This is a genomic window from Bacillus sp. GbtcB10 (genome assembly GCF_019091365.1).
GTDB classification, from domain to species: Bacteria; Bacillota; Bacilli; order Bacillales; family Bacillaceae; genus Bacillus; species Bacillus altitudinis.
Window position 1 is genome coordinate 288,289 of the sequence record NZ_JAGXJP010000001.1, and the last position, 24,307, is coordinate 312,595.

At 37.7% G+C, this 24,307-nt stretch carries 35 protein-coding genes, 1 tRNA gene and 1 riboswitch; of the genes, 31 read left to right on the top strand and 5 right to left on the bottom strand.

Annotation, left to right across the window (positions count from 1 at the left end):
- Nucleotides 1-43: 43 nt before the first annotated feature.
- Complete coding sequence (locus KVT11_RS01535; protein WP_035700344.1) at nucleotides 44-784, bottom strand: esterase family protein; 741 nt, start codon at nucleotides 782-784, stop codon at nucleotides 44-46.
- 220 nt (nucleotides 785-1,004) lie between these two features.
- Nucleotides 1,005-1,126: riboswitch (SAM riboswitch) on the top strand.
- Between the two features lie 79 nt (nucleotides 1,127-1,205).
- Here KVT11_RS01535 and KVT11_RS01540 point away from each other — a divergent pair.
- The 3 genes from KVT11_RS01540 (at nucleotide 1,206) to KVT11_RS01550 (ending at nucleotide 3,700) form a co-directional block, all read left to right on the top strand.
- On the top strand, nucleotides 1,206-2,324 hold the full coding sequence (locus KVT11_RS01540) for a methionine biosynthesis PLP-dependent protein (RefSeq protein WP_065460172.1): 1,119 nt from the start codon (nucleotides 1,206-1,208) through the stop codon (nucleotides 2,322-2,324).
- Nucleotides 2,321-3,499: a cystathionine beta-lyase gene (metC, locus tag KVT11_RS01545; protein ID WP_017359653.1), complete on the top strand. Its 1,179-nt coding sequence runs from the start codon at nucleotides 2,321-2,323 to the stop codon at nucleotides 3,497-3,499. The genes KVT11_RS01540 and metC overlap by 4 nt, the downstream gene beginning before the upstream one ends.
- A gap of 128 nt (nucleotides 3,500-3,627) precedes the next feature.
- Nucleotides 3,628-3,700, top strand: a tRNA-Val gene (locus KVT11_RS01550).
- Nucleotides 3,701-3,794: 94 nt separating this feature from the next.
- Here KVT11_RS01550 and KVT11_RS01555 read toward each other — a convergent pair.
- From KVT11_RS01555 to KVT11_RS01570, 4 genes are all read right to left on the bottom strand, one after another.
- Complete coding sequence (locus tag KVT11_RS01555) at nucleotides 3,795-5,030, bottom strand: tyrosine-type recombinase/integrase (protein ID WP_210552363.1); 1,236 nt, start codon at nucleotides 5,028-5,030, stop codon at nucleotides 3,795-3,797.
- 87 nt (nucleotides 5,031-5,117) lie between these two features.
- A complete protein-coding gene (locus KVT11_RS01560) occupies nucleotides 5,118-5,636 on the bottom strand; it encodes an ImmA/IrrE family metallo-endopeptidase (protein WP_246877080.1) in 519 nt (172 codons plus the stop codon).
- Between the two features lie 85 nt (nucleotides 5,637-5,721).
- Complete coding sequence (locus KVT11_RS01565; protein WP_157292820.1) at nucleotides 5,722-6,363, bottom strand: hypothetical protein; 642 nt, start codon at nucleotides 6,361-6,363, stop codon at nucleotides 5,722-5,724.
- A gap of 34 nt (nucleotides 6,364-6,397) precedes the next feature.
- Nucleotides 6,398-6,730: a helix-turn-helix domain-containing protein gene (locus tag KVT11_RS01570; protein WP_144525743.1), complete on the bottom strand. Its 333-nt coding sequence runs from the start codon at nucleotides 6,728-6,730 to the stop codon at nucleotides 6,398-6,400.
- 164 nt (nucleotides 6,731-6,894) lie between these two features.
- Here KVT11_RS01570 and KVT11_RS01575 point away from each other — a divergent pair, with 164 nt between their 5' ends.
- The 28 genes from KVT11_RS01575 to terS all read left to right on the top strand — a co-directional run bounded on the left by KVT11_RS01575 (nucleotide 6,895) and on the right by terS (nucleotide 24,301).
- Nucleotides 6,895-7,089, top strand: coding sequence for a helix-turn-helix transcriptional regulator (locus tag KVT11_RS01575; protein ID WP_144525742.1), 195 nt, complete (start codon nucleotides 6,895-6,897; stop codon nucleotides 7,087-7,089).
- A 22-nt stretch (nucleotides 7,090-7,111) separates the two neighbouring features.
- Complete coding sequence (locus KVT11_RS01580; protein WP_157292816.1) at nucleotides 7,112-7,306, top strand: helix-turn-helix domain-containing protein; 195 nt, start codon at nucleotides 7,112-7,114, stop codon at nucleotides 7,304-7,306.
- A gap of 111 nt (nucleotides 7,307-7,417) precedes the next feature.
- Nucleotides 7,418-7,660 carry a helix-turn-helix domain-containing protein gene (locus KVT11_RS01585; RefSeq protein ID WP_223251388.1) on the top strand — a complete coding sequence of 81 codons (243 nt, stop codon included), beginning with the start codon at nucleotides 7,418-7,420 and terminating at the stop codon, nucleotides 7,658-7,660.
- 2 nt (nucleotides 7,661-7,662) lie between these two features.
- Nucleotides 7,663-7,932: a hypothetical protein gene (locus KVT11_RS01590; protein WP_144498803.1), complete on the top strand. Its 270-nt coding sequence runs from the start codon at nucleotides 7,663-7,665 to the stop codon at nucleotides 7,930-7,932.
- Entirely contained in the window at nucleotides 7,933-8,103 is a 171-nt protein-coding gene (locus tag KVT11_RS01595; protein ID WP_155267116.1) for a hypothetical protein, read from the top strand.
- A 189-nt stretch (nucleotides 8,104-8,292) separates the two neighbouring features.
- A complete protein-coding gene (locus KVT11_RS01600; protein ID WP_096881245.1) occupies nucleotides 8,293-8,484 on the top strand; it encodes a hypothetical protein in 192 nt (63 codons plus the stop codon).
- Nucleotides 8,485-8,516: 32 nt separating this feature from the next.
- Nucleotides 8,517-8,738 (top strand): YqaI family protein, encoded by a 222-nt coding sequence (locus KVT11_RS01605; protein WP_061419716.1) that lies wholly within the window; start codon nucleotides 8,517-8,519, stop codon nucleotides 8,736-8,738.
- A gap of 107 nt (nucleotides 8,739-8,845) precedes the next feature.
- Complete coding sequence (locus KVT11_RS01610; RefSeq protein WP_210552365.1) at nucleotides 8,846-9,766, top strand: hypothetical protein; 921 nt, start codon at nucleotides 8,846-8,848, stop codon at nucleotides 9,764-9,766.
- Nucleotides 9,726-10,526 (top strand): PD-(D/E)XK nuclease-like domain-containing protein, encoded by an 801-nt coding sequence (locus tag KVT11_RS01615; RefSeq protein WP_210552366.1) that lies wholly within the window; start codon nucleotides 9,726-9,728, stop codon nucleotides 10,524-10,526. Before KVT11_RS01610 ends, KVT11_RS01615 begins: the two co-directional genes overlap by 41 nt.
- A 213-nt stretch (nucleotides 10,527-10,739) precedes the next feature.
- The gene (locus KVT11_RS01620) at nucleotides 10,740-11,600 is read left to right on the top strand and encodes a hypothetical protein (RefSeq protein ID WP_210552367.1); all 861 of its coding nucleotides are present in this window, start codon (nucleotides 10,740-10,742) and stop codon (nucleotides 11,598-11,600) included.
- Nucleotides 11,601-11,605: 5 nt separating this feature from the next.
- Nucleotides 11,606-11,893 carry a replicative helicase loader/inhibitor gene (locus KVT11_RS01625; protein WP_073979814.1) on the top strand — a complete coding sequence of 96 codons (288 nt, stop codon included), beginning with the start codon at nucleotides 11,606-11,608 and terminating at the stop codon, nucleotides 11,891-11,893.
- Nucleotides 11,865-13,157, top strand: a complete 1,293-nt coding sequence (gene dnaB, locus KVT11_RS01630) for a replicative DNA helicase (protein ID WP_210552368.1) — start codon at nucleotides 11,865-11,867, stop codon at nucleotides 13,155-13,157. Before KVT11_RS01625 ends, dnaB begins: the two co-directional genes overlap by 29 nt.
- Before the next feature lie 14 nt (nucleotides 13,158-13,171).
- Nucleotides 13,172-13,366 (top strand): hypothetical protein, encoded by a 195-nt coding sequence (locus tag KVT11_RS01635; protein ID WP_106048440.1) that lies wholly within the window; start codon nucleotides 13,172-13,174, stop codon nucleotides 13,364-13,366.
- On the top strand, nucleotides 13,363-13,812 hold the full coding sequence (locus tag KVT11_RS01640) for a RusA family crossover junction endodeoxyribonuclease (RefSeq protein WP_157292808.1): 450 nt from the start codon (nucleotides 13,363-13,365) through the stop codon (nucleotides 13,810-13,812). The genes KVT11_RS01635 and KVT11_RS01640 overlap by 4 nt, the downstream gene beginning before the upstream one ends.
- Nucleotides 13,800-14,486 carry a hypothetical protein gene (locus tag KVT11_RS01645; RefSeq protein ID WP_087976844.1) on the top strand — a complete coding sequence of 229 codons (687 nt, stop codon included), beginning with the start codon at nucleotides 13,800-13,802 and terminating at the stop codon, nucleotides 14,484-14,486. Before KVT11_RS01640 ends, KVT11_RS01645 begins: the two co-directional genes overlap by 13 nt.
- Before the next feature lie 115 nt (nucleotides 14,487-14,601).
- On the top strand, nucleotides 14,602-14,886 hold the full coding sequence (locus tag KVT11_RS01650) for a hypothetical protein (RefSeq protein ID WP_210552369.1): 285 nt from the start codon (nucleotides 14,602-14,604) through the stop codon (nucleotides 14,884-14,886).
- Nucleotides 14,887-14,957: 71 nt separating this feature from the next.
- Nucleotides 14,958-15,158: an XtrA/YqaO family protein gene (locus KVT11_RS01655; protein WP_210552370.1), complete on the top strand. Its 201-nt coding sequence runs from the start codon at nucleotides 14,958-14,960 to the stop codon at nucleotides 15,156-15,158.
- Nucleotides 15,159-15,249: 91 nt separating this feature from the next.
- Entirely contained in the window at nucleotides 15,250-16,671 is a 1,422-nt protein-coding gene (locus KVT11_RS01660) for an AAA family ATPase (RefSeq protein WP_210552371.1), read from the top strand.
- 9 nt (nucleotides 16,672-16,680) lie between these two features.
- Nucleotides 16,681-17,310 carry a hypothetical protein gene (locus KVT11_RS01665; RefSeq protein WP_210552372.1) on the top strand — a complete coding sequence of 210 codons (630 nt, stop codon included), beginning with the start codon at nucleotides 16,681-16,683 and terminating at the stop codon, nucleotides 17,308-17,310.
- 58 nt (nucleotides 17,311-17,368) lie between these two features.
- Nucleotides 17,369-17,752, top strand: a complete 384-nt coding sequence (locus KVT11_RS01670) for an ArpU family phage packaging/lysis transcriptional regulator (protein WP_210552463.1) — start codon at nucleotides 17,369-17,371, stop codon at nucleotides 17,750-17,752.
- 90 nt (nucleotides 17,753-17,842) lie between these two features.
- Nucleotides 17,843-19,549, top strand: coding sequence for a ribonuclease YeeF family protein (locus KVT11_RS01675; RefSeq protein ID WP_282598428.1), 1,707 nt, complete (start codon nucleotides 17,843-17,845; stop codon nucleotides 19,547-19,549).
- A gap of 12 nt (nucleotides 19,550-19,561) precedes the next feature.
- On the top strand, nucleotides 19,562-19,966 hold the full coding sequence (locus KVT11_RS01680; protein ID WP_101677344.1) for a hypothetical protein: 405 nt from the start codon (nucleotides 19,562-19,564) through the stop codon (nucleotides 19,964-19,966).
- A 477-nt stretch (nucleotides 19,967-20,443) separates the two neighbouring features.
- Nucleotides 20,444-20,626, top strand: coding sequence for a hypothetical protein (locus tag KVT11_RS01685; RefSeq protein WP_106039761.1), 183 nt, complete (start codon nucleotides 20,444-20,446; stop codon nucleotides 20,624-20,626).
- Between the two features lie 90 nt (nucleotides 20,627-20,716).
- Complete coding sequence (locus KVT11_RS01690) at nucleotides 20,717-21,061, top strand: structural protein (RefSeq protein ID WP_210552374.1); 345 nt, start codon at nucleotides 20,717-20,719, stop codon at nucleotides 21,059-21,061.
- 230 nt (nucleotides 21,062-21,291) lie between these two features.
- Complete coding sequence (locus KVT11_RS20960) at nucleotides 21,292-22,299, top strand: hypothetical protein (RefSeq protein ID WP_246877073.1); 1,008 nt, start codon at nucleotides 21,292-21,294, stop codon at nucleotides 22,297-22,299.
- Between the two features lie 130 nt (nucleotides 22,300-22,429).
- A complete protein-coding gene (locus KVT11_RS01705) occupies nucleotides 22,430-22,663 on the top strand; it encodes a hypothetical protein (protein WP_210552375.1) in 234 nt (77 codons plus the stop codon).
- A 138-nt stretch (nucleotides 22,664-22,801) separates the two neighbouring features.
- Nucleotides 22,802-23,368: a hypothetical protein gene (locus KVT11_RS01710; RefSeq protein ID WP_210552376.1), complete on the top strand. Its 567-nt coding sequence runs from the start codon at nucleotides 22,802-22,804 to the stop codon at nucleotides 23,366-23,368.
- 57 nt (nucleotides 23,369-23,425) lie between these two features.
- A complete protein-coding gene (gene terS, locus KVT11_RS01715; protein ID WP_210552377.1) occupies nucleotides 23,426-24,301 on the top strand; it encodes a phage terminase small subunit in 876 nt (291 codons plus the stop codon).
- The last annotated feature ends 6 nt before the right edge of the window (nucleotides 24,302-24,307 follow it).

The window sequence follows — 24,307 nt, forward strand, 5'->3', positions numbered from 1 at the left end:
TCCTGATTAAGAAAGTATTTATTATTTTTTATTATAACAAAATTCAGTTGATTAACGAATATGGGAGCATTCTTTTTAACGAAGGTGAAATGAGCGGCTGCCAAAACGTCCATTTATGATCGCCTTCGAATGTCTCAAATAAATAATCCGCACCGGACTTCTCCAAAAGGATCTTTAATTCTTCGTTCGGCTGAATAAAGTCAAGCACTTGCCCATCTGTCGTTTTCACAGCTGTTTCTTCTAACCCGATTTGATGGATAATGGCATAGTGAGCAAGGGATGATGACTGTTTGACTGCTTGCAGAACCGACTCATCCACGTAAGGAGACTGCAAAATCAGTCCACCAAATAACGAAGGATAATCAATGGCTGTCATAAGTGAGATCGTAGCACCTAATGAATCACCAATAAATGTACGACCTGATCCAACTTGATACGTTGGGTAGTGTTCATCAATATACGGAACTAGTTCATTTGCCAAAAAGCGTTTATACGCCTCGAACTTTGGTCCGTCTGGATGATACGTATTTCGCCTTTCAGTCACATTTTCATATGGGACACCAATGATAATCGAGCGTTCCATTTCTTTGTTTTGCATTAATTCTTCCGCCTGTCTGCCTATTTTACCTAGACGGAAATAATCATGACCATCCTGTGCAATGATGACATGATATGTATAAAGGGGGGAGTAATTGACTGGCAAATAAATCAAAATGGTCATATCTGCCCCAAGTTCTTTTGACTGTAAGGTTTCTTCTTGAATGATGCCTGTTTTCTTCACCATAATCCATTCCTCCAGCTAACCAAATTCATCATAAGTGAAACGTTTCCATTCATTGTAACACGAAAAACAGCGTTGTTCCTATATGCTAACATGCAATCAAATTGGCTGACATCCAATCTGCTGCAAAATACAGAAAATTTTAATTAATCGTTACATTTCCCCTTGAAAAATGAGGTTTAATGCGTTACAGTATTAAGAATTAGAACAGACAGACAACACATTCTTATCGTGAGAGGTGGAGGGACTGGCCCTTTGAAACCTCAGCAACCGGTATGCATCACTTCATGTGATGTACCAAGGTGCTAAATCCAGCAAGCAGCTTTTTTGCTTGGAAGATAAGAGGAAGCGATTAAACCCCTTCTTCTTATGAAGAAGGGGTTTTTCTGTTTTGAAATTAGATTTTTACTTAGGATGGTGTCAAATGACAGAACATGTGGAAACGAAGTTAGCGCAAATTGGAAACCGCAGCGAAGAGGCGACTGGAACTGTCAGTCCTCCCGTTTATCTTTCAACAGCTTACAGACATAGAGGCATTGGGGAATCAACAGGATTTGATTATATTCGGACGAAAAACCCAACAAGGCAGCTTGTAGAAGATGCGATTGCTTCACTCGAAGAAGGAACGGCCGGTTTTGCCTTCAGTTCGGGAATGGCTGCCATCCAAACGATCATGGCGCTGTTTGAGAGCGGGGATGAACTCATTGTTTCATCAGATTTATATGGCGGTACATACCGTCTATTTGAAAACGAATGGAAAAAGTACGGACTGCGCTTTGTTTATGATGATTTTTCAGATGAAGACTGTTTACGCTCTAAAATGACGCCAAATACAAAAGCCGTCTTTATTGAAACGCCAACAAACCCACTCATGCAGGAAGCGGATATTCAAAAGGTTGCGAAAATCGCAAAAGATCACGGTGCATTGGTCATTGTGGATAACACCTTTTATACGCCCGTCTTGCAAAAACCGATTACACTCGGAGCAGACATTGTCATTCATAGTGCAACCAAATATTTAGGCGGACATAACGATGTTCTTGCCGGACTTGTCGTCACAAAAGGGGAGCAGCTATCGGAAGACATGTTCCAGCATCAAAACGCCATCGGAGCGGTTTTATCTCCATTTGACTCATGGCTTTTAATGAGAGGAATGAAAACATTGGCGCTGAGAATGCGCCAGCACGAAGCAAATGCGAAGGAATTAGCTGACTTTCTAAAGCAGCAGCCGGAAATTCAAGATGTCCTTTACCCAGGAAAGGGAGGCATGCTGTCATTCCGAGTAGCCAAAGAGGACTGGGTCAATCCATTTTTGAAGCAGCTGAAAACGATTTGTTTTGCTGAAAGCCTTGGCGGAGTCGAAAGCTTCATCACGTATCCTGCAACGCAAACCCATATGGACATCCCAGAAGAGATTCGTATTGCAAACGGTGTGTGTAACAAATTGCTCCGTTTCTCAGTCGGGATTGAGCATGTGGAGGACCTAAAAGCAGATCTAAAACAGGCACTATCAAATGTGAAAGAGGAGGTACACACGAAATGACCACACACGATTGGACACTAGAAACACAACTCGTTCATAATGCGTTTAAAACAGACCGTTCAACAGGTGCAGTCAGTGTGCCGATTCAACATGCATCGACGTTTCACCAAAGCAGCTTCGATGACTTTGGTCAATATGACTACTCCAGATCAGGCACCCCTACACGTCAGGCATTGGAGGATACCATTGCAGCGCTAGAAGGAGGAACGAGAGGGCTTGCCTTTGCGTCAGGTATGGCAGCCATTTCAACCGCTTTTCTTCTATTATCAAAAGGAGATCATGTCCTTGTCACAAGAGATGTGTACGGCGGGACTTTCCGAATGATCACCCAAGTTCTTTCAAGATTTGGGATTGAGCATACCTTTGTGGACATGACCAATTTGAATGAAGTGAAACAAGGCATTCAATCAAATACAAAAGTCATTTACATGGAAACACCGTCAAACCCTACACTCGGTATTACGGATATTGAAGGTGTCGTACAGATTGCGAAAGAGCATGACTGTCTGACTTTCTTAGATAATACGTTTTTAACGCCTGCGCTTCAGCGTCCGCTGGACCTTGGTGTTGACGTTGTGCTGCACAGCGCAACGAAATTTTTAAGCGGCCACAGTGATGTACTGTCAGGCTTAGCCGTGGTGAAAGATGAGAAGCTAGGAGACGAACTTTATTCGCTGCAAAACTCCTTCGGGGCGGTACTTGGCGTACAGGATTGCTGGCTTGTGCTTAGAGGATTAAAGACCCTTCAAGTCAGATTAGAAAAAGCCAGTCAAACCGCATTAGAACTGGCTTCATTCCTCAAAGAACATCCTGCGGTCAAAAAAGTATATTACCCGGGATTAGATGATCACCCAGGGGCAGACATTCAGCGGAAACAGGCGAGCGGTGCAGGTGCTGTTCTTTCATTTGAACTAGAAAACCAAGCGGCTGTCAAAGAATTGGTCGATGGCGTCACATTACCTGTATTCGCCGTCAGCCTCGGAGCAGTCGAATCCATTCTTTCCTATCCGGCTAAAATGTCCCATGCCGCTATGCCAAAAGAAGAAAGAGAAAAAAGAGGCATTACGGATGGTTTACTTCGATTAAGTGTGGGCGTAGAAAACGGAGAAGACCTCAAAAGGGACTTCAAACAAGCACTAGATCAACTAAAGCCAGCTCTTGTGAACCAATCATAAAAGTTAGTGAAAAGCCGGTGCGTATACCGGCTTTTCACCTTTTTTGAACAAAACCATTGACGACTGATCATGATGATTATATAATAGAGACTGTCAGTAACAGAAACCCCAGAACTGATACATAACCCGATTCCGTAGCTCAGCTGGGAGAGCGCTACCTTGACAGGGTAGAGGTCGCTGGTTCGAGCCCAGTCGGAATCATCGTTTAAACCCTTGCCTAGCAAGGGTTTTTTGTTTTTCTGACAACGAATACTTGTTCTGTTTCTTTTGGTTGGGGACGAATTGGGGACGAACTTTATCCACCAGATTGTTTCTCAGTATTTTTAGGATCAAAATGATTAAAGTGTTCTGCGGTGTTAAATTCTAATTTGTTTGTGACATGACCATAAATATCTGAGGTTGTTTTAGCACTAGCATGTCCGGCTCTTTTCTGAATAGCATTAATGCTCTCACCTGCCTCTATAAGGAGAGCGACCATTGTATGTCTTAAATCATGTAGCCGAATGTTTTTTAATTTGTGTTTGTTTTTGATTTTTGACCATTTGGAAGTAGGGGTTGTGTAATGGAAAGGCTCACCAAAACCATTATGAAATAAATATTGGTGATCATCTCCTTGCCATAAGTCACCAACTAATAGTTTTTCTTTTTTCCACATGATATGGTACTGCTTTAATTCATCCATATACCAGTTAGGCATCTTTACAAAACGTTTAGAACTTCTTGTTTTAGGTTCTTTAACATAGGGTTTGCCATCAACTGTCTTAGAAATTGAACGATTAATATGAAAGCCTCCGAGATCCCAATCAACATCTAAATGCCATTCAAGTGCAAGACCTTCACCGCGTCTTAGACCGCCGATCATAGCAGCTAAAAAATAAAGTCTCCATTTAATATCAACTTCTTGATACAAAATTTTTATACATTCAGCAGCTTCGTCAGATTCAAAATAGTTCATTTCTTGCTTTTCATGTTCTGGTTGAGGAAGTCCTTTCATAGGATCAACTTTAATGATCTTCCATTCTTCAGTACCCGTTTTAAAAACAACTTGTAAAATTTTAAAAATGTCTTGGATAGTGGCTCCACTTAAACCTCCTAGTTTTCCATCCTTTCGTGCGCCATCTTTTTTTAAACTGTCTAAAAAATCTACAATATGAAGGCTTTTTATTTGTTCCATTTTTTTATTGCCAAAGACAGGGAGAATATGATTTTTTAAATGTCTCCAATATACATCGGAAGTAGTGAGAGAGTATGGTTTTCCGCTCTTTTGATAAAGCTTCTTCTCTTTCCACTTAGCTATAAAAGATTCAAATGTTAATTTTTCAGGTTCTATGTATTCTTCAGAAGAAACTTCGATTTTAAATTGATAGAGCTGATCTGAGAGATACTCTTGCAATCTTCTTTTCGTCTTTAATAGTTTAGTATCTTCTATGCGAATGGTTTTTGTTTTTTTCTTTCTTTTTCCGTTTACATCGTAACCAGTTTCAACAACTAATCTAAAAGAATTGCTTCCTCTTTTTTCAATGCTAGCCATATAAATCACTCCTACTATGAGAAATCTACAACAAATAATTTAGAGTCTTTTTCCTTTTTGAATAACTAAAACATTGAAGCTTACATATTAGTAAAAAGCATATTCAAGCATTGTTTTGTTTTGAATCTGATTGTAATAGTTTGGAAAGGTAATCAGATTACGATAGAACATTTCCAGTCTATGATGCGCAAAGTCAAATGAAACTCCAAAACGTCTTGATATAAAGGGCACAGCTTCATATATGGAGTTGGGCATATCTATTTTATTCAAAATGAAACTTGGAACTGCAAAATGATACATGAATGCATTTGCTTGATTTTCTTGCATTTGTTTAAAGAGATAATGTGTATTATTCTGTGCCCCAGTGTGTTTTAAAATGTGGCAAAGTTCATGACAAAAATCTTCTCTTTGTTGAAATGAGTCTTTCCTTTTGTCTATGACAATAACTTTCTTATTTAGGATACTAATCGCCTTTGATTCTGCTGATTTATAAATAAGAGAAATATCAAAGTGTCTGGCCACTGCTTCAATATTTAATGGGTTCATATCATCTAAAGGTAATTTGCTATAAATATCTTTCACTTCTATTTCTAATGCGGAATACATGTATTTCAAGAAAAATACCCCCTAGTTAAAGAATGTATGTTCGTATTTTATTTTAAAAAAATAAATACTCGAATTGAGTATCTATTTAAAATTTGACTTTAACCTTTTTCTCATCAGTAACAGTAGTTCCATTACCAACGGAGCTGTCAAAAACAAAAGTGATTTCTTTTATGTCTTTAGGATCACTTTCAAAAGGTATACCTTGAGTTATATCCTTTTTTGCTCCTGAATAAAGTTCCCATTCTCCAGAGTCAAGTAGTTGGTTTTCTTTAGCGTTAACTTGTTCTTTTGTGTTCAAGATAACATGTGATATTTGTGGCCATAGTAAATCAATTTTCCCCTTGTTCTCTGCTGAAAAAGATATTTGTATGTAATTAACGGGGTTTTTAAGTTTCAATTTAAGCCCCTGTTGATACGATTCGAGAAGATCATCTGAAATATTAGATATACTCAAAATTTTTACGTCCTTGATATTTATTGACAATGGATCAAGGTCAGTGGTTTCATCAACAACTTTAATATTTTTTAATTCATATATTTCGTTGTCCTCACCTTTATTCTTTTGACCAACTTTTGTCAAAGGACCATCGACGTATTCTCCTTGCTTTGGAGTCTCCTGTTTTTTCTCTGTGTCTTTTTCATCAGTACCAGCAGTATCGTTATTACCGCATGCACCAAGGAAGACTAAACAAAAAATCAGTAGAAATAACAATCTTCCTTTTTTCATTTAATTAGATCCCCCTGTTTTTATAACTCCGAATTTAATCTTTTTTACCAAAACCTTTTTTAAGGATTAATTCTAATAATTCACGAGCTTCTTCTTCGGTAATTTCTCCATCTCGAGAAGCGATTAATGTTTCCGGATCATTTAATATTCGACTTGTTTGTTCATCAATACTGTTTCTACCTTTGAGAAGAAAATCAATCGAGACATCTAAAATGTTCGATATAGCTATTAACGTATTATGGTCTGGCTCTCTTTTCCCTAATTCATAGGCTGTATATGCTGGTCTGGAAATACCAAGTTTATCCGCCATATATTGTTGCGTTAGTTTTTTTTCTTTTCTAATTTTTTTCAAATTATCTGGAAACATTTTATCACCTACCCTTTAATAAATACATTCTAACGTAACGTTTAGTTACATATAAGTGTATGTAACAAAAAGAAACTTTTTTTCTCAAAGGGGTTGATTTTGTAACACAATGATACTATTATAAGAGTAACGAAACGTTACTTTTTTATAAAAGGGGTGTTACAATGCGTGACTGGTTGAAATTAGCTAGGGAAAGTAAATCTCTAGTACAACAGGATGTAGCAAATCTTGTCGGTATTGAGAGACCTTACTACACAATGATAGAGACTGGGAGTAGAAAGCCCAGTGTTAAAATCGCAAAAAAATTAGCAGAAGTATTAGAAATCGATTGGACTTTGTTCTTTGATGACAATGCTTAAATTCAATAAGGAGGTTGTTAAATTGCCAACAAAAACAACTATGACTGTTCAAGAAACGGCTGATTTCCTTGGGGTACATCACGACACTGTTTACACAATGGTTCGTGAAAGACAAATACCGTTCTTCCGAGTAAGAAAAAGAATTTTCTTTAAACGAGAAGTTCTTGAAGAATGGCAATTAGCACAAATGGAATCTAATTTTCAGCCAGTTGAATGATTAATAATTTACCACCTTAGAATACAGCGGGTTTTTAGGTTTTTCTGTTCCAATTCGCAACATGTTCTATATAGGAACATTAAGGGGGTGAGGAAGTTGAGGTTGGGGGTAGTGCTCCGACAAGCAAGGAAAAGAGCTGGGATGTCTCAAGAGAAGTTGGCTGAATTGTTAAGTCGCTCAAGGAGCTGCATATCAAAATTTGAGAACGATCAAAAGATGCTTGATGTTCCTACATATGTACGGTGGATGGAAGCGACAAATGCAAAAGAAGCCATGATCGCAACCTTATGTGGTGTCGATCCACTTGCGGTCACGCAGCAAATTACAGCCATTATGGCTTTGTTTGGAGGATGAAGATGAGAAAAGCGATTTTCAAGAGTATTGATCATGAAGGGATAACAGCTGAAATGATCTGTATTGAACAACTACAAAAAAGATTAATGAAAGCATTAGAGAGTGCTGATACAAATACGGCATTGGCAGTTCACAAAGATATTGCAAAATCATTAAACCAAATTCAGCGTTACGAAAGCCAAGCTAAGGTTCATTTATTAAAACAGGCTGCGAGGATTACAAAAATCAAATATCCCAAATCACTAAAAAATAGATTGAGAGGATTGATCTAGATGAAATATTTGTTCACAGCAAGTCGCTTAATGAAGGCGAAAGATATCGTGAAACAATGTCAGATGCGTCATACAGAGGAAGGGCTCATTTTATTAGCCGCTCTGGAATTACAGATCAGAACGGAAATAGAAAACAGAAAAAAGCAGCAAGCTCCGACACTTACTGCTTAAATCATTTCAAACCATGAATAACAAAATGATCGATCTCATTATAGCGTTATTTAGAGATCACGACAAGGCTTATTCTTGTCGTCCGGCTTGCGAATGGGACAGTGCACACCTACCCCCTCAAATCATGCTCCATCCGCAGTCGGACGATGCGAATAAGCATCAAATAATGTGTTAAGGAGGAAAGAAGTCTTGAGAACTAAACCAGTTATTAAACCTTTCAGTGAGAGACAGTCTGATCAGTTCTATCTATCACAAGTGAATGGATCAATTGTGATGACTAACAAAGGTAAGCCAATGTTCCAATTTCCAGATAAACAAGCCTTTGAGAAATTTCAAAAACTAAAGGCAGATGCGATCCGCTCAAAATTAGAGATTTCTTGATGCTTACACCAAACAGAAAAGGAGGGAAGAAGATGAATATTGAGCATCCGATCATCACAGAGATTAATAGATACGGCTATCCAAAAGATGTGGTGAGGCAAGAAGAGCACTTTGGAATTGATTTTTATGGTTCAGAAATTTTGCTAGAAGATGACTATGTTGAGGATAAAAATTCGGGTGAATTGATCTTGCGAGAAAATCTAGAACGATATCTTGCAGAGGAGCTTGATTTTGAATTTAAAACAGCAAAATAAAAGAGCTCACTCCCACAAGTGAACTCATCTTAATAACCAGACACAGAATAAGGTGTCAACCACTATTATAAGCAGGTTGGCACCTAAATTCAATGGGGGTTTCTTATATGAATGGATTGTCAAATGTTGATTACTCAAACTATATGGCAGGTTCTCAGCAATCAACAGGAACTTCAGTAACAACAGAAGCTATGGTTAGTCGGCAGGCACAAGAAGTACAAGCAGCTATGGTCATAGCAAAGAAGTTTCCAAGAGACGTTTATGCTGCTTTTGAACGAATCAAGAAAGCATGTGAGCGTAGGCTATTAGCTGAGAATGCTGTCTATGAATATCCAAGAGGTGGCACAAAGGTATCAGGTCCTTCTATTCGTCTGGCTGAAGCTCTGGCACAGAATTGGGGGAACATTGATTACGGAATCATGGAACTTGAACAAAAAGCAGGAGAATCTTCTGTTATGGCTTATGCATGGGATCTTGAAACCAATACTCGCCAGACCAAAATATTTACGGTGAAGCATGAACGGAAAGCAAAAGGATCAATTACAAAGCTTAATGATCCAAGAGATATTTATGAACTGGTTGCAAACCAAGGTGCACGTCGGGTTCGTGCGTGTATTCTCGGAGTGATACCAGGAGACATTGTTGATGCCGCAGTTGATATGTGTCAAAGAACGCTGATTAGTGGTCATAAAGAGCCTTTAGAAGACCGTTTAAGAAAAGCATTAACAACGTTTAAAGCTGATTTTGGTGTTACGAAGGAAATGGTCGAGGAATATGTCGGTAGCAAATTGGATGCCTTTACTGAGCAAGATTATCTCAAAATAGGACGCATCTATACTTCACTTCGTGATGGAATGGCAAAGAAAGAGGATTATTTCAACGTCAAGTCTTCAGGTGCTACTAATGCTACAAAATCCAAAATTGAAGAAGAATTTCTAAAGCAGCAGGAACAAAAAGAAAGTGCTGAAAAGGCTGGTGAGCCAGCAGATGATAATTCCGACAATCAACAAGGAGAATTATTACTCTAACGAGATCGACCAAGCTTATATGTCAAATTCTCAATATAAGAGTTTCTTAGAGTGTGAGGCGGCTACAATGGCAAAACTCAACGGTGAATGGCAGCCGCCGTCCTCTGAGGCTCTTCTATTCGGACAATACGTTCATGCTTGGCTTGAAGGAGAGCAGGCATTTGATGAATTTAAGATGAACACACCTGCTCTATTTACACAAAAGGGCCAATTATATAAACAGTATCAATTGGCTGATCTCATGATTGAAGCTATACAGAATGACGATTTATGCCTGTTTGTTCTTCAAGGAGATAAAGAAGTGATCATTACAGCTAAGTTGTTCGGAGTGCCCTGGAAAGGAAAACTCGATGTGTACAACCCAGCAGGTGGACGCTTTGCTGATCTTAAAACGACTCGCTCTCTTAGAGAAAGAATATGGGATCAAGAGCTTGGCTATTGTTCATTTGTAGAAGCCTATGGATATATTGCTCAAATGGCCCTCTATGCGGAAATAGAAAGACAGGAAGCAGGACGTAGTGAATGGTTAGAGCCTTTGATTGTGGCCATATCAAAAGAAGATCCACCAGATAAAGCAGTTATCAATATTGATGAGTCAAGAATGGAAATTGAGTTAGAAGATATAGAAAAAAACATGGAGCGGATCGTTCAGGTTAAGCATGGCGGAGAAAGACCGAGAAGATGTGAAAAGTGTAAGTATTGTCGTTCTACAAATCGTCTAAACCACATTATTCATTTTTCTGAACTGGTGAACAGCTAATGAGGGAGAAGCTAATCATTAAAGTTCCTATTCCGTTTGTGTACCTGTCTTTATCTAAATCAAGTCGTAATCAAGCTGCGTTATTTAGAGCGTATGTAAAGGGTTATATCCAAAGAAATGAGCCAGGTCTTACTTTTATTAGGATCAGTGGAATGTACGCTCTATGTGAGGTTAAAAGGCCTTAAATAACGATGTTGGGGAGGAGGAAGTTATTTGTCTACTGGATGGGTAAAACTGCATCGGAAAATATTAGAACACGAATTATGGAATGACGTAACTACCTTTAGACTGTTCACTTTATTAGTTATGAGAGCAAGTCATCAAGATGGCTTCAAAATGAATGGAGTTGTTTTAAATAAGGGCCAGTACATAAGATCGTACTCAAAACTATGTGAGGACCTCGCTTATAAAGAAGGAAGAGGGCTAAAAAAGCTGTCTAAAAGTACAATTATGCGTTCAATTAAGAAACTCGTTACGAACAACATCATCACTGTTAGCGAAACGGAACTAGGAACACTATTCACCATTGTGAAATACGAGTCATATCAAGAGTTTTCGAGTGATCACGAAACAGAACCCAGAACGGAAGAAGAACCTATCGCAGAACGAAGACGGAACGAAAGCGGTACGAAGTCGGAACTATATCAAGAATTAAAGAATTTAAGAATTAAAGAAGAAGAGGAAGAAGAAAAGAGAGCCTCAGTAGAAAATGATTTAACTCCTTTCCAGCAGATCGAAGCAAAGTACTTATCACGAAAAGGTGGGCTGATGTTAACGCCAAAAGATTCAGCTGCCATTGAAAGGATTCTCAAGGAACGAATCCCACTTGAAGACATATTGGTGTGGATCGACGAGGTATTTGATCAATATCAACCAAAGCATAGAGCAGACAGTATTAAATCATTTGCATACCTGGAATCAGCGATTCTTGATCGTTGGTATGCACAGCAGCACCAACCTCAGCCTCTTAAAAACAATGTTTCTGAATTTAAACCAAAGCAGCATAGACAAAGTAATTTAGACGCTCTAGCTCAATACGCAAAAGAAAATGGGATTAAATTTGGAGGAGGTTGATGGACATGAATCAAGAACAAGCAATGTCTATCCTAACAAGAATTGCAGCTGCCTATCCAAGGTTTGAACTCACTACAGACACCATCGGAAAAGAAAGAATTAAACTCTGGCTTGACCACTTAAAGGATCAACCCTATGAACAGGTTTTGAAAAAGATTGACCAGCACATTGCTGAAAAGAGGTTCCCACCTGCTATCGCAGAAATCAAAATCAAACAACCAGAGCAAAATGAATTCTTAGCGAAACAGAAAGCGTGGGAACAAAATGCAAAATTTGCGAAACGTAGAGGCTGAACAGTTTTTATTAGGTTGTATCATCCTTGAGGGTGATCTGATTAAGGAAACGGCACTAGAGCCCAGACATTTTGCTGAAGAGCGGCATAAGAGGATTTTCGAAGCGATGAGGGAAGTGGACAAGCTAGGTAAGCCTGTTGAATTGGCCAATATCGCTGCATCTATGGGAGACCTTTTAAATTCAATTGGAGGCTTTGAATACTTAACCAATCTTGCAAGTACTGTTCCCTCAAAACATGCTTTCGAGACCTATGAAACATTAATTTACGAGGCTTTTAGACTCAGAGATTTACAAAGTGCTGCTTTAGCTTTTGCTAATGCCCCATGCGATGAGGGGATCACTGAGCTTTATCAAAAAACCATTGAGGTGCAAGAAGTTGGAGTTAAAGCCACTCGGACGAAAATGGATGTTCTGACGGAGATATTCATGAGCATGGAAGAAGATCAAGGAGATCTTACAGGAGTTGACACTGGTCTTGCGGATCTGAATGCTATGACAGGTGGTTGGCAAAAAAGCGATTTGATTATCGTGGCTGCTCGTCCATCCATGGGAAAGACTGCTTTTGCTCTTAACTTAGGATGTAACAACGCGCTAAAGGGTGGAGTAACTGATATTTTCTCGCTCGAAATGTCAGATACACAGTTAACTCATCGAATGTTAAGCAGCCTTGGGAGAATTGAAGGCACGAAGTGGAGAAATCCAAAAAAGTACTTTAGCGATCAAGATTATGATAGAGCTAACAAAGCCATGGGTGAATACGAAAAATTAGATATCTATATTCATGATCAGCCTACCCAAACAGTCGCAGATATCCGGTCCCAAATCCGTAAAACTAAAAAGGATCACCCTGATCAAAATCATTTAGTGGTCATTGACTACCTTCAACTCATTACCCCAATCGGTAAATTTGAGAGCAAAAACTATGAGGTTGGTGCCATCACCAAAGAGCTGAAGAATATGGCGAGAAGCTTTAATGTCCCAATCATTTTACTATCACAGCTCTCACGTGGAGTGGAACAGAGGCAAGATAAGCGTCCAATGATGTCTGATCTGCGTGATTCAGGAAGCATTGAACAAGACGCTGATATCGTTACGTTCCTCTATCGTGATGATTATTACAACAAAGATAGTGAACAGAAAAACATAGTTGAAATCATCTTTGCTAAACAGCGAAATGGTGAAGTTGGGACAATAAATGCTGCTTTTATGAAAGAGTACGGAAGGTTTGTAAACTTGTCGCGGCAAATGGAAGCCGCTTTATGATACGGAGGATGAATATGTCAAATATTAATAGCAAACAGCGTCGTGAGTACCTTTTAAGCGAATTAACTCGTATTGGATATTTAGCTAGTTTGGACAAGAACCCCGAAAATTTATCACTCTATGAACTTGAAATGCTTGTCATTTCTCTCAAGAGTCAACGTGGCAGCAGGGTGTTAACATATAACGCTAGGATGGAGGCATCTGAATGAAGATAGCATTCACCATCTACGGAGAGCCAGTTGCACAGGGGCGTCCAAGAGCTACTCACATGAATGGAATGACGAGATTATACGATCCCAAGAAGTCACGAGACTTTAAGCAATACGTGAAGTTGGCAGCAAGTGATCACCGTCCTGATCAACTTCTTACAGGTCCTCTGGAGTTGAGGGTTAAAGTTTACAAATCTACTTTAAAAAGTTTCAGCAAGAAAAAGGCTGCAGAAGCTGAAAGAGGCGAGTTGAGACCAGCCAAAAAGCCAGATGTTGATAACTACATCAAAGGGATAAAAGATGGCCTGAATAAAGTCATTTGGCAGGATGATAGCCAGATTGTTGATTTACATGTAAGCAAATTCTATAGCAGCTCACCGAGAATCGAAGTCGAAGTCTCAACTCTCACACCAACCCATGAGGAGGAACAAATATGTCTTTTGTAAATTTTGATGGATCAGTCAAGAAAGTAAATCACAAGCCTAAGGGTGTTACAGAATTGGTCCTTGAAATCTCAACGAAGGATCTAGGAAACAGCATTCAAAATCTTGCTGAAATGATTGATAACGATGTGCGTGTTGAAATTGAGAGCGATGTTGTCCGCTATAACGTGCAGATCAATGCTCACACTGAGCGACCTATCGTAAATTATCAAGTAGACCAGAGCGGCGTGGTTCACATTGCTGAGCCAGAACCAGAACAGTTAGAGGCTGAATTGGGCTTACCTGCAGAAAAACCACAAATTGAAGAAAAACCTATGGAAATTAAACGCGAAGTGGTGGATCAATTCATCCAAGAAGGTATGGCACCAGAGCAAGAAGGTTTCCCAGAGAATATGGCTGACATTGTGAAACGGCGAATTGAGGGTGAATCATACCGCAAATTGGCTTCAGAGCTTGAGATGTCATCCGGCGCAATAGTTGATCTGATCAATGACTACCGAGCTGCAGTGGCTCCACTCGCTGAAAAATGGTGGGATTGGAAAGAGGATCAAGCCAACGAAGCTGTGCCGATGCAAAAAAATGAAGAAGCAGCTGATGTAGATTTAGATTCCTCTCAAAGTGTGAAAGACGATTCTGACGGGAATGATCAAAAAGAAGAGGAAGACGGGGCTGCCTAAGATGGCACGCAAACAATCAAAACGGTGGTTCCTACTTTATCGCTTTAGAGGATGGACATCGTGTTCATCTCTATGAACTGCTTAGTCGGATCAGGAAAAGGTGGAGGATTATCAGATGAAAAACAAATTCTTAGAAGGAGACTGGATTAAAGCATCTAAGAAAGGAAAAAGAGAACAACTTAATAAAGCAGGTTATGTACTTAAAGTAGCCGAGGATGACATTTTAGTAAGGTTCCTTAGTGGTAATACCTTGGTTGTTCCAAAGTCTTGGGCTGAAAATTTGGATGAGGCGCTTACTGAAGATGATTTAAAGGTGCTGATTGACCTGTCTTTAGATTTAAGGGACGAACACCTCTTTAGATTGTGTGTACGTGATTTGCAAGATCTTCAGGGCAAATAAAAAGAACCAAAGCACAAGGCCCCAGTTCTATTGAATCTGCACAATTCATTATAACATGGGAGGCCTTGTGCATGAATAATCCTTACAAGATTACGGACTCAAATATCTCCATTGATAGCTTTATGACCAAAGGTGAAGTGAAAGTCATTATTTTAGATGGCCATTCCAATAATGTAGTGTTGGTCGAAACGCCGAATTATGGTAAAACCGAGATTATGACACGTGGTGGTAGATTAATCAATTTAAATTGCAGCAGTACTTATAAAATGTAATCGAAGCATCTTTTTTGTTTAGAACGTGTTTAGTATTAAGATGTTAGTATATAATGTATTTAATGAGTCATGAGAGAGCGAGGCTTTTATTATGAAAATTGAAATTAAAAATCTTGGTCAAGTTAAAAATGCCTTAATTGAAGAAGGTTCTGATTTAACGGTAATCGTAGGTGATAACGGTTCTGGCAAGACACTTTTTTTAGAGGCTAAAACGTTTATATTACAATCTTATGCTAATCTCTCCGCAACAATTCAGAGAGATTTAACTGAACAATATAAGAATGATTTGGAGTTTATAGCAGATTGGAAAAAGGTGAAAAAATTTATAATCCAGCACAATAATTATAACCATGATCCTTCAATGGATAGACCTTCTTTAGTTCTTCCTATTAAATGTAGCATTAATGAAGCTGTGAAAAAGGAGATAAATACATATATTAAAACAAAGTTTGAATCTTTACAGCAGAATATAGTTAGAGAACTCAACAAAGAAATACTTATGGTTGATGAATCTAATGTCAGCTTTAAATTTTTTGGAATACCTCATATACCAGAAGTGTTAGATATTAAATGCGTAATATATCCTGGAGAAGGTGAATTTTTTATTCTTGAGATGTCTATAAATGGAAATTTCAGTAATACCACTGTTTTTTCCATTGGTAATCCAACTCAATTAGATGAAAATACTGATTTGAATCTTATAAAAGAAGAGAAGCAAGATGATTATATCGAAGATATATTACACTCAATTACAGATATGATTTTCAGAGGCTTTTTTAAAGATCTAAGACTTAAAAGTAATATATTATATTTACCATCGGAACGAAATCTCTTTATGGATGATGCACTTACAAAAACAATTAAAGAAAGTTATAATAGTAGGCACTCATTTTCTAGAACGAATACTAAAGTTCGATATAGTGAACATATGTTTAATATCTCATATCTAAAATATAAGGACAGATTAGCTAGATTAACTCCCTTACTCCAGGCAGATTCGGTTGATCGTCACCTAGCAGAAATGTTTGGTGGTGAAATTAATTTTGATGAGGAAGGTGATATTAAAAGTATAAAGAAAAGTAATCATGAGATTATAAAACGTGAATTATTTTCAACTAAGCAGAATAGATTAATCCCTTATCTACTTATAAAAAGCCATAGGTTAGTGGGTAGCTATAGGAATGTAATTATCGAAGAACCAGAGTCACACTTATCTCTAAAAAGTATACGAGAATTAATTGCTTATTTAGAATATCTTATTCGAAGAGGAGTAAAAATCACCATTACAACTCATAGTGATGTATTCTTTTCGCACTTAAACAATCTAATACTGGAGAATAAACAGCTTGATACAAAAGTCTATGAATTGAAGTGCAGTGATGATGTTTCATATCTTGAGGAAAAAGAGATAACAGATCAAGGTTATGAAATAGATTTATTCACTCAAGAATTAGAAGATTTATTTGAAAAAACATTAAAAATACAAGATAAAAATGAACATGAGGAAGAATGAGGAGAATCTATGGTTTCTGCATTGGCTTTAATAAGAGATAATGATATTAAAAAGATAGATAATTCATGCAATGTATTTGAAAATCTAGATAAAAAAAATGTCCTAATGAATTTAGATATTATAAAGAGTTCTAATTTGAAGCTATACAAAGCATTTTGTTATCAAAAATCAAAAAATAAAGAATCGAGTAGGCTAGAGTTCTTTCACATAAAACAATTTCCTGATGGAATTTATTTTAGTGAAGATAATGGAAATTATCATTGTTATATCATTGAATTGAAATATATAGGATCGAATGATTTAGATAAATTGACTAAACAGTTGTTTTCTGGGTATATCCACTGTAAAACTTTGCTGTCTGTTTTGGAAATTGATCTAAACAAAGTTTCGTATTCATTTCATGTTGTTTATGTCAAAGAAAATCGTAAACAAGATGAATTTAATGAAAAAACTAATTCTATAAAATTTATACCAGGTAAAAGTATTAATTCTAGTCCAACTTATAATAATTGGCTAAAAAATAAATTAGTTTATACTACTAAGCAATATAAGAAAAATATGGATATAAAGAAAATATGTTTAAGCAATACTGAGCTAGACGGTGAGACTACTAAATATTCTAACAGTCTTATAATCTAACTAACTTTAATTAACTTCGAACCTTATGCCTGAATATATCTTTAGGAGGTTGATAAACATAGTAGCAGAGCAATTGTGTTTACTGCCAAAGATCGATGAGAAGCAAGTCCGAAATGCTCTAATTAAGGAGCTGAAAGTCTATAGGGCTTTGAAGGTTAAGGAAGAAAACAGGAAAGAACAGGAAGCAAACGGCGCAACAGGTCTTTTTCCTTCTCTCAGGAACCAGGAAGTTTTAAATGAACTGAAGGTCCGACAGATTGAAAGAGCGCTAGAAAACAGCCTAGATGAAATTGAGCAAGACATCATCCGGATGAAATACCTGACATCACGTGCGGTTAAGGATTTGGAGGTGTGTGAAGAACTGGGTCTGAAGAAAGACCGCTATTACAAATTGAAAAAGCAAGCGACGTTTAACCTTTCAACAGCACTCGGAATCATATGAGTGCTGTTTTTGTATCTTTATTCCTATTTAATGACAAGCATCACGTTGGTAAAATTGACCTTGTCAATGAATAGGAGGGAGTGACTTCTTCTGGGGAAGATACTTGATGCTAAAGCACTAACCAGTGCCATGGACGCAAGGGCGAAACATTATCAGGAACTCCGCGAACAAATGATTGATTTAAAAAAGGCACTACAAGGCGTGGCAAACCTCGGTGATGATTTCACTGGAAAAGGTGCGGATAACATTAAAAGTTTCTACAAAGAGCTCGCCGGAAATGTAGATATGTTTATCAGCTTCATCGATAAGCAGAAAGCCTTTCATGATGGTGTATCTGGTACGCTTGATGATACGAGCTTTGGCGGGGACACCTTTGTAGAAGAACACTTTTTAGACAACGCTGTACATATGGGAATCAAAAATTCCAAAAGCATTGTGAAGGATCAAAAAAATGCGCTTAAAACAATTTTTGAAGATATCGATGACCTCATTTCACTGGAGGTATTCGATAGCCAAACCTTTGATGAAAAAATAGAAGATGCGGAAGATGAACGAAAGAAGACATTAAAAGACTTAATAGAACTTGATCAAAATCTAAAAGATGAATATGCTTTGTCAGAGACGGAGCAACAAGCTACAATGGCTTTGTACGCAGAAATGATGAATGCGACAAATGACGGAAAATCCATTTCACCTATGAATTTTGACAAAAAAGCATTTCAAGATAGTGAAATCTACAAGGCAAAAAGTGATATTGAGAAGCAAACTGCTGAATATCTCAATATCAAAAAAGAACAAGAAGAAGCCCGCGAGATTGCAAAGGAACAAGAAGCGCTCGCCAACCGTTCTTGGTATGAAAAAGCCCTTGATTATGGGGGAAACATTGTCAATGAACTAACCGGTGTGAATGATGCAAAACGTGCAGCTACGGGCGTCGATCCAATCACAGGAGAAGAGCTCACGGCAGGCCAACGAGTCGCTGCAGGTGGCATGGCAGCAGCTGGTTATATCCCTATCGTTGGCTGGGCAGGACGCATTTTTAAAGGCGGGAAAGCCGTCTATAAAACCACCCAAGCTACATCAGCCGCAGTTAGAGCAGTCGACATTTATAAGACGTCACAAAAGTCCTTTGATGCCTTAAAAACATCGCAAAAAGGTTTATACGGCATCACTGCAACCAATGGCTTCAGCGAAGCGATCACAGGACGGGACATGTTTGGAAATAAGATTTCGAAGGAACAGCAGGAAGCAAGTATGAATGCGGCACTTGCAATGCTTTTACCGTTTGGTATGAAAGGGCCTATAAAGAAAACTCCAGGAGTTATCCAAAAGTCAAATAAACAAATTAGTGAAAGCTATGATGAAATAAAGAGATTCAGGGAAAAAGCGGGATTAAAACCTTATGCTATTGATTCTGGTGATACGGTAGCAGCAGTTAAAGTTAATGACAGGACATTTTTTGGAGTGAATTCTACTATCACTAAGGAGTCCCAACAAGCAACAAGAGAGCTAAGACAAAAGTGGTTAAAAGAAGTACAATGGGTTCCACCTAAAAAGAGTTCCCCTAAACATTTAGGGCATGCTCAGTCATTGACACATGCAGAATCTCATTCATTAATTAGAGCTTTTGAAAAGGAAGGGCAATTACCGCAAAAAGTAACTATGTTTGTAGATAGGAAGACTTGCAATATTTGTAGAGGGGAAATGCCAGCCTTGCTAAAAAGGTTGGGGGTTGATGAATTAGAAGTTTATAGTGGTGGATTAGAAAAGCCTTTAGTTATCAAAGCAACTAAATAAGGAGGAAATTTCGTGATTGTATATAACGGACCAGTTGAAGAACCAGTTGAAAACCCAGGAGAAGAATTTATTAAAAATATATTCTTTGAAAAAGAAGCGGATTATTGGAAACAAGGAAGTGGAGATTCTTGTTTTGAGGTAGAGGGAGAAGATGAATGGCTTATTTTCTTTTATGATGAGCCATATGGATTCTTTATCATGAGACATCCAGATTATTTAGTTCCTTTGAAAAAGGATGTTGAAATAGAAACAATAGAGCATTTGGTTGGTGGAGAACCAATGAAGGTACCATCATGCAGTTATGTAAGTCGAGAAGAAGCATATAGAATTGTTCAACACTTTTTAAGTACAAAAACTATGCCTGATTTTGTTGAATGGGTTGATTTATATGACATTGATTTTGAACATGATTTTTAAAACTAGAGTGTCCATCTTTATGGGCACTTTTTTATTTACATTGCAGAGAAAGAGCCGAGAAAAAGCCGACAAAAAGGGGGATAAACTGGGGACCTTTTTTCATGCGTGGGTCATCGTATGATAGAGACAAGCAAAACGAACGTGAATATTTTGTCCAGAAGGAAGAACCTGCGGACGCTGATCATTGAGCACTCTAAGTGCCTTGATTGGTGTCCGCTTTTTTTATTGGGAGACGCGCCTTTCCCTTATCAATGGCGTATCTGGATACGGAACAAAGGTGTTGAGGAATGTGGCCATACGAGAGGGACATTCTGAGCCTGGATAGCAGCTGGTCTGCGGCAGCCGTATCGAGGACAGTTTTTCATTTTACTTGATGAATGACTGTACTTGGCATCCTCTCGGAGTGTAGTCATCATTGCAAAATCTATTTAAGCGAATAGCGTAAGGTGGTGCTTATTCGGCAAGGAGAGTATGAACATGAAGATCAGAGATTCTTTATCCGTAGAAACAACGAAGCAATTAAAGCGCATTGCTCCTGGTTCTAATCGAAAGAAGAAGAGCAATGCTGATCCGATAACAAAGCGAGATTGGGAAGAAATCATGGGAACGAGACGCGAAACGTATCAACGACAAGGCGGCCGTATCCGGAGGAAACGATAACCTAATGGGAACAGTCGTCTTTTGGGTGTATGGCTGCACGTGCTTTGGTGAGGGATAGGAGCGCAAAAATAAAAAAGGGAGATGATGAGCATGGCATCAAAATTTGGTGTATCTGCTAATCCAAAAAAAGCGAACCATACTTTAGGAAAGGACAAGGTTGTGGTTGTTGCGATTCAGAATCACAATGATTACATTTGTGGGCCAAACCTTATTCCTCAACGAAAAGTAGAAGGGAAATGGGTCACAATCAAGACGAATTCACCTAACCCGTTGAACCCAGCAGAGAAACAGTACGATGAATTCAGCATCAAGGAATCACTTGATAACAAGAAAGGTACTTATCGATTTAGAGTTGATGTAGAACGTTACGACAAACATGGCAACCATGTTGCAACTGTTGGTACATTTTATACATCTGAATTTTACGTTAGATAAACGTACTATCTTGTTCTAAATATTAAATAATCACCTCCGATATAAATTTAGAGGTGATTATTTAATCAAACAAAAAATTGGCTTTGATTTGATAATAGCCCTGAAATCGTATTTGCAATAAGTTGAAATTCATACATAATTAGGACTGATAAATAATGCTGAACGATTGGGTGAGGGCTCAAGAATTAAAACGGTATTATTGGTTTAAATAAGATTTTAAGGAGATTAAAATGCTATATTATTTCACAGCCAGTGATAAAGCAGCACAAAAACATTTTTATGATACTATCCAAAATCCTTATCATATTAAACCCTTTTTGAATTTAATTGATGTGGATGTTGCAGAGAAACTAAAAGACCACGAGTTAGCAGAGCATGTTCATATGTGGGGTTCAACACCTGGAACAAGTAATATAAAGCGTTGGAGTAAGTTAAAAGAAGGTGATAAAGTTTTAGCTTATTCTAAGGGTATTTTCTATTATTATGGTACGATCTTTGCAAAAACTCGGAATTCAACATTGGCAGAGAAAGTATGGGGTAAAGACAAACATAATCAGACATATGAATATATTTATTTTATTAAAGGTCTTAAGTCAGTAAATTTTGAAACGAAAAAATTTGCTCGATTTTTTGGTTATAAGCAGAATTTTACTCCACAAGGATTCAGTAATATTAGAGAAGATTTGCTTAATATAAAATTAAATAAATATCACGATTTAGATGAATTGATTAATGACCTTAATAGCAACTTTTTACTTCCAGAAGAGGATGAACTGGTTGACAGTTATCAGGAAGCTTTAGATTCTAATTATTCTGATGTTATAGTTGAACCAGAAGATACTCCACATTCAAGAAAAAAACCTCAAAAAGTAAATGGAAAGCAAGTTTGGCCTAGAAATTCAAAGTTTGCTAAAGCAGCAATAAAAAAAGCTGATTTCAAATGTGAAATTGATAACTCTCATCAGACCTTCTTGTCTGAAACGAGCAAAGAACCATTTATGGAAGCACATCATTTAGTTCCAATGCATATGCAACATGAATTTGAAGTTAGCTTAGATAGAACATGTAACATTGTTTCTTTATGCCCGACCTGTCATAGGAGAATTCATCATGCTAATTCGAAAGATAAAAAATTGCTCTTAGAGCATTTATTTAACTCAAGACAAGGTGAATTAAAGTTAGTTGGTATAAATATTGAACTTGAATATCTACTTAACTCTTATAACATCATTAGTTAGGGATAATATAAAAGAAGCTTTACTTAAGTCAGCAGCTGTTGAAAGGCAGGACGGGAATGAATAAATTTCTCGTGTCACCACAAATTAATATAAATTCACTTTCTGTCGATAAAAAGGCGGGGGTGATAATATGACAAAGGAAAGTGGTTTTTACATTCCAGGTGATGAGTATTATGATTTGCTTAAGGTTTTAGAATACTCATTGGATAAATCAAAAAGTCCCGGATGGAAAGATAGTTTAGAAAAACTTCTGAATGAACTGAAGGCCAATTTAGGAAATAACCTTGAGCCGTGGCAAGTGATATGGATCACCAAAGCGTTACTTGAATATGTTCCTAAAGAAATAACAACAGAAGAAAATTAGTGATGGCATCCTGCGGGGTGCTTTTTTTGTTCACTGTAAACTGAAGAATGTGGTCAATCAAGAGAGTTTTGTTCGACAAATTTTGCAATTTATTCTAAAGTTCTTTTTCCGGTCGATATAATTATAGGGTGAATAATTATGTTTTCAAAATATGGAGACCACAAATATTTTAAAAAATACATAAAGAAAAGATATGGAAAGATAAGAGGGCTTACTCTAGCAAAAAGAGAAGAAAAAATTAAGCAAATAGTTTTTGATCACAGTAAGTTGGAAATTAACCGGATGCTAAGAGCAGCGCAGAATAGCATCGATGAAAACAATACTCATCAGCCATTTTTTCTCGTACCATTTACTATAATAACCTCAATGATTACGTTAATATCGACAGTATTCATAAACTTTACAAACAATACTATTAATAACTTTAGTCAAGTATCCATTAAATTATTTGAAAAGAAGATTGAAAAAGGAGTAAAATCTGAAGACGTTAATGAGATTATTGAAAGTTTGAGTTTGTATAGCCCTTATCAAGTTAATATCACAATATTAATGGGACTTTTTTATATATTACTAGCGGTCTTTTTTATTTATTTCATTGCACGAGCACGGGCTTACTCTTATCGTTATAATGTAAAGGCTCTAATGGAAGATTGTTTAGATGTTTATGATGAAGTAAAAGCAAAACAAATATTAGAAATTAAATAAGAGAAAAATAATTCAAACTCAAACTTAATTGAGCAGCTCGGAGGTGGGTGATATGTAATGGCTAGACCGCGTGATCCAAGAAGAGATGAAGCTTTTCGTCTTTGGAAAGAGAGCGATGGAGCCCGCTTGCTTAAAGACATTGCAGATGAGTTGGGTGTGACAAGCAGCACAGTCCGTAAATGGAAAGCGAACGATAAATGGGAAGATAAATTCAAAGGGAGCGCTCCTAAATTAAATAGGAGCGCTCCTTTACGTTCCGGCGCACCTAAAGGGAACAAAAACGCCAAAGGAAACAAAGGTGGTAAAGCGCCAACTGGTAACCAAAATGCTAAAGGTAATAGGGGCGGCGCAGCTCCAAAAGGAAATAAAAATTCTTTACGCACGGGTGAATATGAATCAATCATGTTCGATTATATGGACGACACAGAAAAGGAGCTCTTTGAGCAGATTGAGACCGATCCGCTCTATCAAATTGAATTGACCATACGTGAGCTTAGTATTCGAGAGCGGCGCATGATGCATAGAATTATGAAGTATGAAAATGGTTTAACTGATAATCAAAGACGTGTACTACAGCAACTTAGGAAAACAAAAGACGTTGCACCATCCACTAGTGAGAATGGTGTTGTCAAATACGTTCCGATTATCAATGAACGTCTTGTAGTCACTGAGGTGGAAGAAACTCAATTACCTGTGATTGACCGCATCCTTGAAATAGAGGAAGCATTGACGCGAGTAACAGACAAGCGTCTTAAAGCCATTAGGCAGAAACACGACATTATGAAAACTATGTCAGAGCATGAATTGAGGCTTCGTGGTCTCGATCTTGCAAACCGAACGAGAGAGGCAGAGCTGGAGCGGATCACCGCACGTCCTGTTGATGATTCGGTTCAAATTACTATAAAGAGAGCAAAGAAAAAAGGTGATGGCTGATGCAAC